Consider the following 14,737-nt stretch of genomic DNA (forward strand, 5'->3'; position numbering starts at 1 on the left):
GTTTTTTTGGGGGGGGTGCCCCCCCCCCCCCCCCCCCCCCCCCCCTCCCAAGGAGTACTGACTTTTTTTTTATTGAGGGCGGAGTAGTCTATTGCGGTGTTCAACATCTTGCTTTCCTTGACGGGCTCAGATCCCCCTAACAAAACCTCTCAGGTCGGCTGGCCAATACTTTCAGCCTCCTGCGGCGTTGCCGGTACTCGCCGATGCAACCAGCATCGACGACCTTCGGCGCCTTGCAGGAGGGCCAAAATCTCCCGGCCTTCCTCAACCCTTTTGCTAAGGATTCTTAGATCATGCGACGCATGTATCGCACAGATAACGCGCATTGCGCCATGCGCGGTTGTGCAATCGCAATTTTTCCAGAATGCATGACATGCTTTACATGAGATGTGATATAATTGTCGTAAGATATTAGCCGGCATTCCGTCGTCGAGGCATGAAAACCGTCGTCGAGCCATAAAAAAACCCCGGCGGAGCCGGGGTTCGGATGTTCGTTCGGCCGGGAAGATGCTTGCCGGAAGGGTCAGTCGTGCCGATTCTGGCGGTTGCCGATCAGATCGTCCACGACGGAAGGATCGGCCAGCGTCGACGTATCGCCGAGATTGCCGAATTCGTCCTCGGCGATCTTGCGCAGGATGCGGCGCATGATCTTGCCGGAGCGGGTCTTGGGCAGGTTGGGCGCGAACTGGATGAGGTCCGGCGAGGCGATGGGGCCGATCTCCCGGCGCACCCAGGTGACGAGTTCCTTGCGCAGTTCGTCGGACGGTTCCTCGCCTTCCATCAGCGTGACATAGGCGTAGATGCCCTGGCCCTTGATGTCGTGCGGATAGCCGACGACGGCGGCTTCCGACACCTTGGCGTGGGCGACGAGCGCGGATTCCACTTCCGCCGTGCCCATGCGGTGGCCGGAAACGTTGATCACGTCGTCGACGCGCCCGGTGATCCAGTAATAGCCGTCCGCGTCGCGCCGCGCGCCGTCGCCTGTGAAGTAGAAGCCGGGGTAGGTCGCGAAATAGGTTTCCTCGAAGCGCTTGTGATCGCCGTAGATGGTGCGCATCTGGCCCGGCCAGCTATCGGTGATGACGAGATTGCCTTCCGCCGCGCCCTCGATGACACGGCCTTCGTTATCCACGATGGCCGGCTGCACGCCGAAGAGCGGCAGGGTGGCGGAGCCGGGCTTGAGATCGGTGGCGCCGGGCAGCGGCGAGATCATGAAGCCGCCGGTTTCCGTCTGCCACCACGTGTCGACCACCGGGCAGCGGTTGTCGCCGACGACGCGGTAATACCATTCCCACACCTCGGGGTTGATCGGCTCGCCGACCGAGCCCAGCAGGCGCAGCGAGGCGCGCGACGTGCTCTTCACCGGCTCGTCGCCCGCCTGCATCAGCGAGCGGATGGCGGTGGGGGCGGTGTAGAAGATGTTGACCTTGTGCTTGTCGACGACCTGCCAGAAGCGGGAAATGTCGGGATAGGTCGGCACGCCCTCGAACATCAGCGTCGTCGCGCCGTTGGCGAGAGGGCCGTAAACGATGTAGCTGTGGCCCGTCACCCAGCCCACGTCCGCCGTGCACCAGTAGACGTCGCCCTCGTGATAGTCGAACACGTACTGGTGCGTCAGCGCGGCGTAGACCAGATAGCCGCCGGTCGTGTGCAGCACGCCCTTCGGCTTGCCGGTGGAGCCGGAGGTATAGAGGATGAACAGCGGATCCTCGGCGTTGACCTCGACGGCCGGGCAATCGGTCGTCACCTGCTCGACGGCCTCGTGATACCAGACGTCGCGGCCCGGCTCCATCGGGATGTCGGCGCCGGTGCGGCGCACGACGAGAACGTGCTCGACGCCCGACACGCGGTTGAGGGCCGCGTCGACATTGGCCTTGAGCGGCACCTTGCGGCCGCCGCGCAGACCCTCGTCCGCCGTGATGACGAATTTGGAGCCGCAATCCTCGATGCGGCTGGCCAGCGAATCGGGAGAGAAGCCGGCGAAGACGAGCGAATGCACCGCGCCGAGCCGCGCGCAGGCCAGCATGGCGAAGGCGGCCTCGGGAATCATCGGCAGGTAGATGGTGATGCGGTCGCCCTTCTCGACGCCGCGGTTGCGCAGCACGTTGGCGAGTTCCGCCACGCGGTCGTGCAGTTCCTGATAGGTGATGTGGCGGGATTCGGACGGATTGTCGCCTTCCCAGATGATCGCGGTCTGGTTGGCGCGATGCGGCAGATGCCGGTCGATGCAATTGTGCGCGACGTTCAGCGCGCCGTCCTCGAACCAGCGGATCGAAACGTTGCCGGGCTCGAACGAAGTGTTCTTGACCTTCGTGTAAGGCGCGAACCAGTCGAGCCGCTTGCCGTGCTCGCCCCAGAAGGCGTCAGGGTCGTTGACCGATTGCGCATACCATTCCTGGTAGGTCTTCCGGTCGATGAGGGCCCGCTGCTTCCATTCGTCGGTGACGGTATGAATAATCTCTGACATCGCTTCTCTCCCGGCTGTCCGCGTTCGGGGCGGGCGCAATGCCGCCCCCGCAGGTTATTCATCGCGATCCTTTCGCGGATCCGTGCAGGGAATGTAGGCGCAGGAACGGGCCGGCCGCAAGTCTTGGATCTATTCCACTTTCTGCTAATGCAAAACGCGACGCAGGTGTCGCGGCGGGCCGGTTACAGCCCGCCGAGCTCCAGCACGACGGCCCATTCCGCATCCGTCACCGGCTGCACCGAGAGGCGGGAATTGTTGACCAGCACCATGTCGGCAAGGCGGGGCTCCTGCCTGATCTCCTGTAAAGTCACCGGCCGCTTCAGGGGCCGCACCGCCTTCAGGTCCACCATGCCGAAGCGGCCCGTTTCGTCGGAGGGATCGGGATAATATTCCCGCACGACCTCGACGACGCCCACGATCGCCTTGCCCTCGTTGGAATGGTAGAAAAAGCCCGTGTCGCCGTTCCTCATCGCCTGTAGGTGCTTGCGCGCGAGGAAGTTGCGCACGCCGTTCCACGGCTCGCCCGCATCGCCTTTCGCCACCTGATCGTCCCAGGACCATACGTTCGGTTCGGACTTGTAGAGCCAGTGCGCCATGGTTCAGGTCTCCGGTTTGACGGGGCGGTTCATCAGTGTCTCGATCGCCTGCCCGATCGAGATGCGGCCGGCGATGACGGCCTCCGCCGCCTCGCAGACGGGCATCTCGACGCCCACCTCGCGCGCCTTCGCGGTGAGGACGGAGGCGGTGAGCGCGCCTTCCACCAGCTTGCCGCCGGCGGCCCGCACGGGCGGCTCGCCCCGGCCGAGCGCCTCGCCGAAGGAGAAGTTGCGCGACTGGCCGGAACCGCAGGTCAGCACGGTATCGCCGAGGCCGGAAAGTCCCATCAGCGTTTCCGGGCGGGCGCCGAAGGCGCGGGCGAAACGCACGATCTCCGCGAAGCCGCGCGCCAGCAGGGCGGCGCGGGCGCTTTCGCCGAGCCGCCGGCCGTGCACGACGCCGCAGGCGATGGCGAGCACGTTCTTGGCCGCGCCGCCGATCTCGACGCCGCGCACGTCCGATCCGTGGTAGATGCGCAGCGTCGGGCTCGACAGCGCCCGCGCCAGCGCGGCGGCGAGCGGTTCGTCGCGGCTCGCGAGGATGATGGCGGTCGGCAGGCCGCGCGCCACATCCGCCGCGAAGCTCGGCCCGGACAGCACGGCGGGAATGGCGGACGGCGCTTCCTCGACCACGATCTCGCTCAGGAAGCGCCCGGTGCCGCGCTCGATGCCCTTGGCGCAGACCACCACCGGCATGCCGAGCGGCAGCCGGCAGGCGACCGACGCCAGCGCCGCGCGCAGATGCTGCGCCGGCACGGCGATCAGCGCCGCGCCCGCCGCGGCGAGCGCCGCCGGATCGGCCGTGACCTCGACATTGGGCGACAGCGCGACGCCGGGCAGGAAGCGGGCGTTCTCGCGCGCCGCGGCGATGGCGGCGGCGCGCCCGGCGTCCCGGTCGATCAGCGTGACGGAAAGGCCCTTGTGGCCGAAGGCGTTGGCGAGCGCCGTGCCCCAGGCGCCGGCCCCCAGAATGGCGATGGGGCGCGCGGGAATGGTCATGCATGCGCCTCCGCGACGGTGGTTCCGGCCGTGCGGCTTTCCGTTGTTTCGCCCGCGCCGACGCTCTCGAGCGGCCAGCGCGCGCGGGCGGGGGCGGCGAGGTCGTCGACGAGGCCCAGCCGCAGGCGCTCCAGCCCCGCCCAGCCGATCATGGCGCCGTTATCGGTGCACAGCGCCGGCGGCGGCGTCACCAGCCTGAGGCCGCTCTCGGCGGCGAGCCGGTGCAGCGCCGCGCGGATCGCGCCGTTGGCCGCCACGCCGCCGGCGACGACGAGCGCGTTGGGCCGCCCGGCGACCTCGCGGAAGGCGCGCAGGCCCGCCCGCGTGCGGTCGACGACGATATCGACGATGGCCGCCTGAAACGACGCGCACAGATCCGCGATATCGGTGCTGCTCAGCGGCGAGACGCGCTCGCCCTCGATGCGCACGGCGGTCTTGAGCCCGGAGAGCGAGAAGTCCGGCGCGGCCCGCCCGTTCAGGGGGCGCGGCAGGGCGAAGCGCTCGGGATTGCCGCGCGCCGCCTGTCTTTCCACCTCTGGCCCGCCGGGGTAGGGCAGGCCGAGCATCTTCGCCGTCTTGTCGAAGGCCTCGCCGATGGCGTCGTCGATGGTGGTGCCGAGGCGCAGGTAGTCGCCCACCCCGCGCACCGCGACGAGCTGCGTATGGCCGCCCGACACCAGCAGCAGCAGGTAGGGAAACGGCACCTCGTCGGTGAGGCGCGGAGTGAGCGCGTGCGCTTCCAGATGGTTGACGGCGATGAACGGTTTGCCGGCGACGAGCGCCAGCGCCTTCGCGGCCGTGAGCCCCACGATCACGCCGCCGATGAGGCCGGGGCCGGCGGCGGCCGCTACCGCGTCGACGTCGCGCAGGCTCACGCCCGCCTCGCCGAGCGCGCGGGCGACGATGTGGTCGATCACCTCGACATGGGCGCGCGCCGCGATCTCCGGCACCACGCCGCCATAGGGCGCGTGCTGGGCGATCTGGCTGAGCACGACGTTGGAGAGGATGCCGGGGCGGCCGTTTTCATCCGTCTCCACCACCGCGGCGGCGGTTTCATCGCAGGTGGATTCGATTCCGAGAACTCGCATCGTCTGATTCATTCACCATGAATTTTCGCAGCATAGCACAAACTTGCCGCCGGGTTTCGCTTTCGCCCTCCCTCACTATATAGTCGCCGGCGAAGAAGGCGCGACTCGTGCGGCGGGATCGGAGGCCGGAAACGGCCGTTTTCCACCGGCAGAGTCATTCGCCGCCGCCGTCGTCCTCGCCCGGCCGGGCCGGACGACGCCCCGACCATGTCCGAACCGGGATCGATTCGCCGTGACGCTGAATTCCTTGCCCACCCCGCTCGTCATCGCAACGCGCGGCAGTCCGCTGGCGCTGGCGCAGGCGCGCGAGACCGCGCGCGCGCTCGGCGGCGTGCTGGGCATCGGCGACCCGCTCGGCGACAGCGCGCCGGACGGCATCGTCATCGAGGCCATGCGCACGACCGGCGATCTCATCCAGGACCGCGCCCTGTCGGAGGCGGGCGGCAAGGGCCTGTTCACGAAGGAGCTCGACGCCGCGCTGCTCGAAGGCCGCGCGCATCTGGCCGTGCATTCCGCCAAGGACCTGCCCACGGAGCTGCCGCCGGGCCTCGTCATCGCCGGCTGTCTGCCGCGCGAGGACGTGCGGGACGCCTTCATCAGCCTGACGGCCGCCTCGCTCGCGGCGCTGCCGGCGGGCGCCGTGGTCGGCACCGCCTCGTTGCGGCGCCAGGCGCAGGTGCTGCGGCTGCGGCCCGATCTCGCCGTCACCCTCCTGAGGGGCAATGTCGGCACGCGCCTGCAACGCCTTCACGAAGGCGCGGTCGACGCCACATTGCTCGCCATGGCGGGGCTCAACCGGCTGGGGCTCGCCAACCGGGCGACGGCGGCCATCCCGGTCGCGGACATGCTGCCGGCGATCGGGCAGGGGGCCATCGCCATCGTGGCGCGCGAGGCGGACGAAGGCGTGCGGGAGGCGGTGGCACGCCTTGCCGACCGGCCCACGGGCATCGCGCTGGAGGCGGAGAGGGCCTTCCTGCGCGTGCTGGACGGCTCGTGCCGCACGCCCATCGCGGGCTACGCGCGTCTTACGGATGGCGGCATCCGCTTCGACGGCCTGCTGCTTTCCACGGACGGGCGGGAAGCGGTGGCCGCGTCCCGCGAGGGAGCGCCCGAGGAGGCGCGCGCGCTCGGCGAGGATGCGGGGCGGGAAGTGCTGGCGCGCGCCGCGCCGGCGCTGCTGGCGCATCGCGCGGGCGGGTCTTCGTGATGGCGGCGGGCGCGGCCGCCGCCGGGTTGCGCGTGCTGGTGCTGCGCCCGCAGGCGGCGGGGCTGCGCACGGCGGCGCGTCTTGCGGCGCTCGGTCACGTTCCGCTGGCCGCGCCGGTGATGTCCATCGCGGCGACGGGCGCGCCGCCGCCGGCAGGCCCGTTCGACGCCCTCGCCGTCACCAGCGCCGCGGCGCTGCCGGCGCTGGTGCAACTGCCGGACGACATGCGGGATCTGCCGCTGCTGGCCGTCGGCGAGCGCACGGCGCTGCTGGCACGCGCCGACGGCTTCGCCAGGGTGCATGCGGCGGACGGCGAGCGCCATTCGCTCGCGCGGCTCGCGCGCCGGCTTTTCGCCTCCGCCGGGGGAGCGCGCCTGTTGCTGGCGCTGGGGCGCGATCACAAGGCGGACACCACGGAGCTGCTGCGCGGGGCGGGCGTCGATCCGGTCGAGTGGATCGTCTATGCCGCGCAGGCGAAGCCGGAGTTGCCGGAGGCCGCGCGCCGCGCCCTGTCGGATGGGCAGGTCGACGCGGTGCTGCATTACTCCCGGCGCAGCGCCGCCATCGCCATGGATCTCGTCGCGCGGGCCGGGCTGTGGGAGGCTTTCGCGCCGTTGCCGCACGCCGTTCTGTCGGAGGATGTGGCGGCGCCCCTGCATGAGCGCGGCGTCGCCCGCGTGCTGACGGCCGACCGGCCGCACGAAGACGCTCTGCTTGCGCTTTTGCCGGTGATTGATCTTCGGCAAGGCTCGCCATGAGCAGGGCGGCGATGATACAAGAACAGCGGCGCGTATAGCGAAGGCTTCACGAATATGCCATCAGGTATCGGATACATCTGGTCCGATGATGATTGGCCGGATAAATGCACGGAGGGATAGCCGCATGACCGATGAAACGTCCAGCGGTCGCAGGATGGGCCGCGCGAGGCCGCGCCGCGAGCCGGCGACGATCGACCAGAAGCCGCTTTCCGTCACCGTCGGGCCAGACGACGCCGCCGTCCCGGCAGGCGCCGGGGAGGGCGCGGAAACGGATCGCCCCGTCGCGGAGCCCGCCGCGGGAGCGGGGACGATCGCTGCCTCGCCGACGGCCGCCGACGACGCGCCGGAGCAGGCGTCCGTTTCCGGCGACAGTGCTTCCGATACCGCGCGGGCGGAATCTTTCCGGGATGCGGAATCCTTCCGGGATTCGCCCCCGCCCGGCGAGGAGCCTTCCGCTCCGGCGGCCGAAACGTCCGGCCGCGACGAGGAGCCTGCCGCGCCTGAGCCGATCCCGCAGCGCGGACCTTCGCGCGCGGGCGGGCTGATCGTGGCCCTTCTCGCCGGCGGCGTCGCCGGCGCGGCCGTGGCTGCCGCCCTGCCGCTGCTTCTTGCGCCGCCCGGCGCCGATCAGGTGGCCCCGCGGCTGGAAGCCATCGAGCGCTCGCTTGCGCAGGCTGCGCCGCGCAGCGAGATCGAGGCGGTGTCGCGAGGGCTGGAGGAGTTGCGCGCGCGCGCCGCATCGGCGGAAGAGCGAATCGCGGCGCTCGCGGCCGCGCCCGGCGGCCCGGCGGCGGACAGCGAATCCCTCGCCGCGGCGGACAGCGCCATCGCGGACCTGCGCAGCATGATCGGCGATCTGGAGGTGCGCCTGACCACCGCCGGCGATCAGGCGGCCGGCCGCGCGGCGCAGGTCGACGAGCGCTTGTCGGCGCTCGCGGGCCAGCTCGGCGGCGTGGAACAGACCATCGCCACGCTCGATCCGGCGCGCGTCGTCGCGACGGTGGACGAACAGGCCGCCCTGGCGCAGCGCGTTTCGGGGATCGAGACCGTCGTGCAGGACAAGCTGGGTCTGTTCGATCCCGTGCGCATCGCGGCGCTGGTGGACAAGCAGGCGGGCGATATCGCCCGGCTCGCGACGCGCGTGACCACGGCCGAAGGGGCCGTGAGCGAAACGGAGCGCAGGGTGCTGGCCGCCGGCGCCGCGAGCGGCGAACGCCTCGCGGCGGTGGCGCGCATCGCCGTCATCGGACGCCTGCGCGACGCCTTCGAGAGCGGCCAGCCTTTCCCGAGGGAGCTTGACGCCCTCGCGCAGCTCGGCGCGGGCGAGACGCAGCTTGCGCCGTTGCGCCGGGTCGCGGCGAGCGGGGTGGCGCTGCCGGCTTCGCTGGCGGCGGGCTTCTCCCGCTCGGCCGAAGCCTTCGGTGTGGAAGAGGTGCCGGCCGACGCCGGCATCGTCGACCGGCTCGCGGCGAGCGCGTCGCGGATCGTGCGCATCCGGCCGGTGGATGCGGAAGCGGATTCCACCGACATCGCCGGGCAGGTCGCGGCGTTTCTGCGCCGCAACGACGCGGCGGCGGCGCTCGACGCCTGGCGGCGTCTGCCCGGCGCCGCGCAGGAGCAGACCGGCGCGGTGGGCCAGGCATTGCAGGCGCGCGTCGATGCGCAGGCGGCGCTTGAGGCGCTGACCCGCGCCGGCGTGGAGGCGCTGGAGACGGTCGCCGCCGCGGCGAAGGGAGAATGAGGCCATGCTGCGTATCGTCGGCTTCATCCTTCTCGTCGGCCTGATCGGCCTCGGCGCCGGCTGGCTTGCCGACCGGCCCGGCGACGTCGCAGTCGTCTGGCAGGGCTATCGCATCGAGACGTCGGTGGTCGTGGCGCTGGCGGCCTTCGTCGCGACGACGCTGGCGCTGGCGCTGGTCTGGGCTGTGATCCGCTATGTGTTCGGCCTGCCGGCCGCGCTTTCGCTCTCGTCGCGCACGCGCCGCCACGCCAAGGGCGTGACGTCGGTGTCGCGCGGGCTGGTCGCGGTGGGCACGGGCGATGCCCTTTCCGCCCGCCGCCACGCCGCCGAGGCGGAGCGGCTGCTGGGACGCGAGCCCCTGACGCTGCTGCTGAAGGCGCAGGCGGCGCAGATGGCGGGCGACCGGGCGGGGGCGGAAAGCGCCTTCCACCTGATGCTCGATACGCCGGAGACGCGGGTGCTCGGCCTGCGGGGGCTTTTTGTCGAGGCGCGCCGCAAGGGCGACGCCGATGCCGCGCGCGCCTATGCGCAGAAGGCGAGCGAACTCGCGCCGCGCGTGGGCTGGGCCAGCGAGGCGGTGCTTGAATATCAGTCGGCGGATCGGGATTGGCGCGGCGCTCTCGCGACGCTCGACCGCCAGACGCGGCAGAAGGCCGTGGGCCGCGACACCGCGCGCCGCGTGCGCGCCGTCCTGCTGACGGCCGATGCGCTCGCCCGGCTGGAGCGGGACCCCGCCGAGGCGCTGCGCGAGGCGAAGGAAGCGGCGAAGCTCGCGCCGGGCCTCGTGCCGGCCGCGGTGCTCGCCGGCCGGCTGCTGTCGCGCGAGGGCAATCTGCGCAAGGCGGCGAAGGTTCTGGAAACGGCGTGGAAGCTCTCGCCGCACCCCGATATCGCGGCGGCCTACGTGGATCTGCGGCCGGGCGATTCGGCGCGCGACCGCCACGAGCGCGCCGAGGCGCTGGCGCGTCTCGTGCCGCATCACCCGGAGGCGCGCTTCATCCGGGCGGCCACGGCGCTGGAGATCCAGGATTTCGCACAGGCCCGCGCCGCGCTGGCGCCGCTGCTGGAAGAATATCCCACGGTGCGCACCTGCCTGCTGATGGCGGATATCGCGGAGGCCGAGCACGGCACCGGCGGCGAGTGGCGCGAGTGGATCGGCCGCGCCTCGCGCGCGCGCCGCGATCCGGCGTGGATCGCGGACGGCGTCGTCTCCGAGACGTGGCAGCCGGTGTCGCCCGTGACCGGGCGGCTCGACGCCTTCGAGTGGAGCGCGCCGGTGGAGCGTATCGGCGATGTCGCCGGCGCGAGGCAGGAGCCCGCTTCCGCCGCTCCGGCAAGCCCGGCGCCGATCGCCGCCGCCGCTGTCGCTGCCGGCACGCCGGAACCCGTTTCCGTCGAAGCCGCTCCTGCTGTGGTTGTCGAGGCGACGCCGCTCGAGGAAGCGCCGGCAGGGGCCTATTCCGGGATCGCGGCGGCGGCGCATCCCGCTCCCGTCGTTGCGGAGCCTGTCGAATCGCTTCCGGCGGAAGCGGTGGCGGAGACCGTGCCCGCGGTGCAGGAGACGGCCGTCGAGACGGTTGCGCAGGAACAGCCCGTACAGGAGCAACCGGCGGTGCGAGAGGCGACTGTGCAGGCGGAGCAGGGCGTCGTATTTCCGCTCGGCCACGCACCGGACGATCCGGGGCCTGACGCCCCCGAAGAGATCGTGGCGGAACCCGTGCGCGTGACCATGCCGGAGCGGGCAACCTAGAGCGCTTTCCGTTCGAACGGAATCGTTTGAACGATCGGAATTCGCTCAAAAACAGGGAATCCGGCGTATGTCCTGTTTCAATCGAACAGGACATACGCCGGAGCGCTTTCCGTTCGAACGGAATCGTTTGGACGATCGCCAACACGGTCCTTGTCACCGCTCCCGCGTCGGCGTAGATGAAACGCTTGGACAGAACGCACGGGAGCGCGGGGCAGGGGCCGTCGGCGCTCCCGCCGCAACGGACGAGGAGGCTCCCCTTGCTGCATATCTCGACACGCGGAGAAGCGCCGGAAGTCGGCTTCACCGACGCCATGCTGACGGGGCTGGCGCGGGACGGCGGGCTTTATGTGCCGCGCGACCTGCCGGTGTTCGACGCCGCGACCATCGCCGGCTGGGCGGGGCAGGCGTATGAGGACATCGCGCATCATGTCGTCGGCGCGCTCACGGGTGGCGAAATACCGGAGGCGATCCTCGCGCCGATGATCCGTGACGCCTACGCCACCTTCCGGCACGATGCCGTGTGTCCGCTGGTCCAGCTCGACGACAACCTGTTTCTGCTGGAGCTGTTCCACGGCCCGACGCTCGCCTTCAAGGACGTGGCGATGCAGTTGCTGGGGCGGCTGATGGACCACGCGCTGAAGGCGCGCGGCAGGCGCGCCACCATCGTCGGCGCGACGTCGGGCGACACCGGCAGCGCCGCCATCGAGGCGTTTCGCGGGCTCGATCAGGTCGATATCTTCATTCTCTACCCGCAGGGCCGCGTGTCGGAGGTGCAGCGCCTGCAGATGACGACGGTCGACGCGCCGAACGTCCACGCCATCGCGCTGGAAGGCACGTTCGACGATTGCCAGAACATGCTGAAGGCGCTGTTCAACGACCACGCGCTGCGCGACGATCTGTCGCTTTCCGGGGTGAATTCGATCAACTGGGCGCGGATCGTGGCCCAGACGGTCTATTACTTCACGGCCGGCGTCTCGCTCGGCAGTCCGCGCAGGCCGGTGTCGTTCGCCGTGCCGACGGGCAATTTCGGCGACGTGCTCGCCGGCCACGTCGCCGGGCGCATGGGGCTGCCGCTCGGGCGCCTGCACATCGCCACCAATGTCAACGACATCCTGGCGCGCGCGCTGGCGAGCGGCCGCTACGAGTTGCGCGGCGTCACGCCCACGTCGTCGCCGTCGATGGATATCCAGATATCCTCCAATTTCGAGCGGCTGCTGTTCGACGCCTGCGGGCGCGACGCCGCAGCCGTGCGCGGGCTCATGGAGCAGTTGCGCCAGTCGAACGCCTTCACCATTGAGGAGGAGCCGCTCGCGCGCATCCGGGCCGATTTCGATGCTTCCGCCGTGTCCCAGACGCAGACGGAGGCGGAGATCGCGGCGACATGGCGGGGCACCGGCTATGTGCTCGATCCCCACAGCGCGATCGCCGTGCATGCCGCGCGCGCAGCGCTGAAGCGCGATCCGGCGGTGCCGGTCGTGGCGCTCGCGACGGCGCATCCGGCGAAGTTTCCGCAGGTGGTGGAACGCGCCACCGGCATTCGTCCCGCGCTGCCCGCCCATCTCGCCGACCTCTTCGGGCGCGATGAGCGCACCGTCGTCCTGCCCAACCAGCAGGCGACGGTGGAAGCCTATATCCGCAGGCATGCCAGGGCGGGCCGGTAGCCGGCATGAAAGCGGGAGAAATGGAAACGGGCGAAGGCGCCGTCCGGCTTTCCACGTTGGAAAACGGGTTGAGGGTCGTCACGCAGGCGATGCCGCATGTCGCGACGGCGGCTGTCGGCGTCTGGGTGGGGGCCGGCGCGCGCCACGAACGCGGGCACGAGCACGGGCTGTCTCACCTTCTGGAGCATATGGCCTTCAAGGGCACGGGCCGGCGCGACGCGCGTGCCATCGCCGAGGCGATCGAGGCGGTGGGCGGCGATTTCAACGCCGAGACGGGCGTGGAGCATACTTCCTACACCGTGCGGCTGATGGGGCGGGATGTGCCGCTCGGCATCGAGATCCTCGCGGATATCCTCGTCGATTCCCGGTTCGACGAAGTTGAGCTGGCGCGGGAGAAGAACGTCATCCTTCAGGAAATCGGCGCCGTCGAGGACACGCCGGACGATCTCGCCGCCGACCTGTTTCTCGAGGCCGCGTTCAGGGGGCAGGCGCTGGGGCGCAGCATCCTCGGCACGCCGCAATCCGTGCGGGCCTTCACCCGCGCGGACATTCTCGCCTGCCTCGCGCGAAACTACCGCGCGCCGCGCATGGTGCTCTCGGCGGTCGGCGCGGTCGACCACGAGGCGGTCGTGGCGCAGGCCCGCCGGCTGCTGTCGACCCTGCCGGCCGCCGAGCCGCCGCCACCCGCGCCCGCGCGCTATCTGGGAGGCGAGATCCTGCTGGATCGCGACCTGGAGCAGGCCCAGCTTCTGATCGGCTTTCGCGGCCTCTCCTGCGTGTCGGAGGCCGCCTATGCCATGCAGGTGTTCGTGCATCTGCTGGGCGGGGGCATGTCGTCGCGGCTGTTTCAGGAGGTGCGCGAGAGCCGGGGGCTCGCTTACTCGGTCGACGCCTTCCATTGGGGATTTGCCGATACGGGGCTTTTCGGCATGTCGGCCGGCACCGCGCCGGAGGATGTGGAGGAACTGGCGCCCGTGCTGATCGACACCCTGCGCGAGGCCGCGCGCGATGCGACTGCCGCGGAGGTGAGCCGGGCGCGGGAGCAGCTCAAGGTGGCGCATCTGTCGGCGCTGGAGTCGCCCATGGCGCGCGCCGATCAGATCGCGCGGCAGCTACTTGCGTTGGGACGGGTCTTGCCGCAGGATGAAGTGATTGTCAAACTTGATCTAATTACACTCGACGACATCCGATTCGTGGCTGGCGGACTGATGGAGTCGGAACCGACCTTCGCGCTCGTCGGCCCCTTGCCGGAAGAGGTGGATGGCGTCGTGCGGGTGGTACGCGGCCTGAAATCCGCGTCCGGCGGCTAGAGCAGTCTGCGTTCAAGTCGATCCATCGCATTGAACGCCAGTTGCGGTAAAATATGGAGTTGAGGGCAGGATGGCGATTCAGTCCGATCGCATCCTGCTCCGGAGCACATTCCGTTCAAACGGAATCGCTTGAACGGAATGTGCTCAACACGAGGAATCTGGAGTATGTCCTGTTTCAGTCTGGACAGGACATATTCTGAAGCATGATCCCGGGAAGCGGGCGCCGCCTCCTGGAAAAGATTATGTTCAAACGGAACGATAGGGCATTTCTGCGTTGCAGCGGACGGTGTAAATGCTCTGGAGGTACGAGGATCGGGAGCGTCGCGACGAGAGATGATAAGGGCTGACACCCACTTGACGCAGTTCCGTTTCTCGCCGCCGGGCAGCCACGCTCCCTACATTCGCGGCGGCGGGATTTGCCTGCGCGTGCCGCAGATGCGGGATTTCGAGGCGTGGGCCACGGTGCGAGGGGAAAGCCGGCGTTTTCTCGAGCGCTGGGAACCGCTCTGGCCTGCCGACGATCTCACGCGTCCGGCTTTCCGTCGCCGCGTCGGCTGGTATGAGGAGGATATCGCCCGCGACGCCTCCTATCCCTTCTTCCTGTTCCGCGAGAGCGACGACGCGCTGGTGGGCGGGCTGACGCTGGGGCCGGTGCGCCGCGGCGTCGTGCAGGCATGTACGCTGGGCTACTGGATGGGCGAGCGATTCGCGCGCCAGGGCTATATGAGCAAGGGGGTGGTGGCCGCCGCCTGTTTCGTCTTCAAGTCTCTCGGCCTGAGGCGGATCGAAGCGTCGTGCCTGCCGATCAACGAGCCATCCATCGGGCTTCTCGAAAAAGTCGGATTCATGCGTGAGGGATACGCCCGACAATATCTGTGCATCGCGGGGGTGTGGGAAGATCATTTCCTTTATGCGCTGCTGAAGGAAGACTTCACGAAGCGCTACGCCCTGTAGAGCGACGGACGTTCGGACCGAATCGCGCCGCCGTTCCACCCGTTCGCTGACGCATCGCGCCTTGTAACCGCCGTTCCGTGGAAAATCCGCCGCGGGATTTGCAATTGCCGGGCGATTTCGTATACCCGGAAGGCGTTGCTTTCCGGCCGGAAACCAGGGCTGGCGTATCCCGCGCCGGCAGCCCGCAGGTAGCGGGCCGCAAGCCA

The 14,737-nt window shown here is 69.7% G+C and carries 11 protein-coding genes; 7 read left to right on the plus strand and 4 right to left on the minus strand.

Features of this window, described 5'->3' with window-relative positions:
- Positions 1–523: 523 nt before the first annotated feature.
- The 4 genes from acs to tsaD all read right to left on the minus strand — a co-directional run bounded on the left by acs (position 524) and on the right by tsaD (position 5,150).
- On the minus strand, positions 524–2,467 hold the full coding sequence (gene acs / locus ACOYJQ_RS03520) for an acetate--CoA ligase (RefSeq protein ID WP_433456442.1): 1,944 nt from the start codon (positions 2,465–2,467) through the stop codon (positions 524–526).
- Between the two features lie 182 nt (positions 2,468–2,649).
- A complete protein-coding gene (locus ACOYJQ_RS03525) occupies positions 2,650–3,063 on the minus strand; it encodes an EVE domain-containing protein (protein ID WP_433456444.1) in 414 nt (137 codons plus the stop codon).
- 3 nt (positions 3,064–3,066) lie between these two features.
- Entirely contained in the window at positions 3,067–4,062 is a 996-nt protein-coding gene (locus ACOYJQ_RS03530) for an NAD(P)H-dependent glycerol-3-phosphate dehydrogenase (protein WP_433456446.1), read from the minus strand.
- Positions 4,059–5,150: a tRNA (adenosine(37)-N6)-threonylcarbamoyltransferase complex transferase subunit TsaD gene (tsaD, locus tag ACOYJQ_RS03535; protein ID WP_433456448.1), complete on the minus strand. Its 1,092-nt coding sequence runs from the start codon at positions 5,148–5,150 to the stop codon at positions 4,059–4,061. The genes ACOYJQ_RS03530 and tsaD overlap by 4 nt, the downstream gene beginning before the upstream one ends.
- Positions 5,151–5,382: 232 nt before the next feature.
- On the opposite strand from tsaD, the gene hemC reads away from it, so the two are divergent.
- The 7 genes from hemC (at position 5,383) to ACOYJQ_RS03570 (ending at position 14,531) form a co-directional block, all read left to right on the plus strand.
- On the plus strand, positions 5,383–6,357 hold the full coding sequence (gene hemC, locus ACOYJQ_RS03540) for a hydroxymethylbilane synthase (protein ID WP_433456450.1): 975 nt from the start codon (positions 5,383–5,385) through the stop codon (positions 6,355–6,357).
- Positions 6,357–7,115: a uroporphyrinogen-III synthase gene (locus ACOYJQ_RS03545; RefSeq protein ID WP_433456452.1), complete on the plus strand. Its 759-nt coding sequence runs from the start codon at positions 6,357–6,359 to the stop codon at positions 7,113–7,115. The genes hemC and ACOYJQ_RS03545 overlap by 1 nt, the downstream gene beginning before the upstream one ends.
- A 124-nt stretch (positions 7,116–7,239) precedes the next feature.
- A complete protein-coding gene (locus ACOYJQ_RS03550; protein ID WP_433456454.1) occupies positions 7,240–8,856 on the plus strand; it encodes a hypothetical protein in 1,617 nt (538 codons plus the stop codon).
- A 4-nt stretch (positions 8,857–8,860) separates the two neighbouring features.
- Positions 8,861–10,606: a heme biosynthesis HemY N-terminal domain-containing protein gene (locus ACOYJQ_RS03555; protein ID WP_433456456.1), complete on the plus strand. Its 1,746-nt coding sequence runs from the start codon at positions 8,861–8,863 to the stop codon at positions 10,604–10,606.
- Between the two features lie 257 nt (positions 10,607–10,863).
- Positions 10,864–12,267, plus strand: a complete 1,404-nt coding sequence (thrC, locus tag ACOYJQ_RS03560) for a threonine synthase (protein ID WP_433456458.1) — start codon at positions 10,864–10,866, stop codon at positions 12,265–12,267.
- A 20-nt stretch (positions 12,268–12,287) separates the two neighbouring features.
- Positions 12,288–13,577, plus strand: coding sequence for a M16 family metallopeptidase (locus tag ACOYJQ_RS03565; RefSeq protein WP_433456460.1), 1,290 nt, complete (start codon positions 12,288–12,290; stop codon positions 13,575–13,577).
- A gap of 354 nt (positions 13,578–13,931) precedes the next feature.
- Positions 13,932–14,531 (plus strand): GNAT family N-acetyltransferase, encoded by a 600-nt coding sequence (locus tag ACOYJQ_RS03570; protein ID WP_433456462.1) that lies wholly within the window; start codon positions 13,932–13,934, stop codon positions 14,529–14,531.
- Positions 14,532–14,737: the final 206 nt, after the last annotated feature.

The sequence above is a fragment of the Pseudochelatococcus sp. genome, assembly GCF_050946405.1.
In the GTDB taxonomy this organism is placed as follows: domain Bacteria; phylum Pseudomonadota; class Alphaproteobacteria; order Rhizobiales; family Beijerinckiaceae; genus Pseudochelatococcus.

Bases quoted from the DNA above. Each gene is read 5' to 3' on its own strand.
- ACOYJQ_RS03550 (WP_433456454.1), top strand. From the start codon at position 7,240: ATGACCGATGAAACGTCCAGCGGTCGCAGGATGGGCCGCGCGAGGCCG.
- ACOYJQ_RS03565 (WP_433456460.1), top strand. From the start codon at position 12,288: ATGGAAACGGGCGAAGGCGCCGTCCGGCTTTCCACGTTGGAAAACGGG.
- ACOYJQ_RS03525 (WP_433456444.1), bottom strand. From the start codon at position 3,063: ATGGCGCACTGGCTCTACAAGTCCGAACCGAACGTATGGTCCTGGGAC.
- ACOYJQ_RS03555 (WP_433456456.1), top strand. From the start codon at position 8,861: ATGCTGCGTATCGTCGGCTTCATCCTTCTCGTCGGCCTGATCGGCCTC.
- tsaD (WP_433456448.1), bottom strand. From the start codon at position 5,150: ATGCGAGTTCTCGGAATCGAATCCACCTGCGATGAAACCGCCGCCGCG.
- ACOYJQ_RS03545 (WP_433456452.1), top strand. From the start codon at position 6,357: ATGGCGGCGGGCGCGGCCGCCGCCGGGTTGCGCGTGCTGGTGCTGCGC.
- ACOYJQ_RS03530 (WP_433456446.1), bottom strand. From the start codon at position 4,062: ATGACCATTCCCGCGCGCCCCATCGCCATTCTGGGGGCCGGCGCCTGG.
- acs (WP_433456442.1), bottom strand. From the start codon at position 2,467: ATGTCAGAGATTATTCATACCGTCACCGACGAATGGAAGCAGCGGGCC.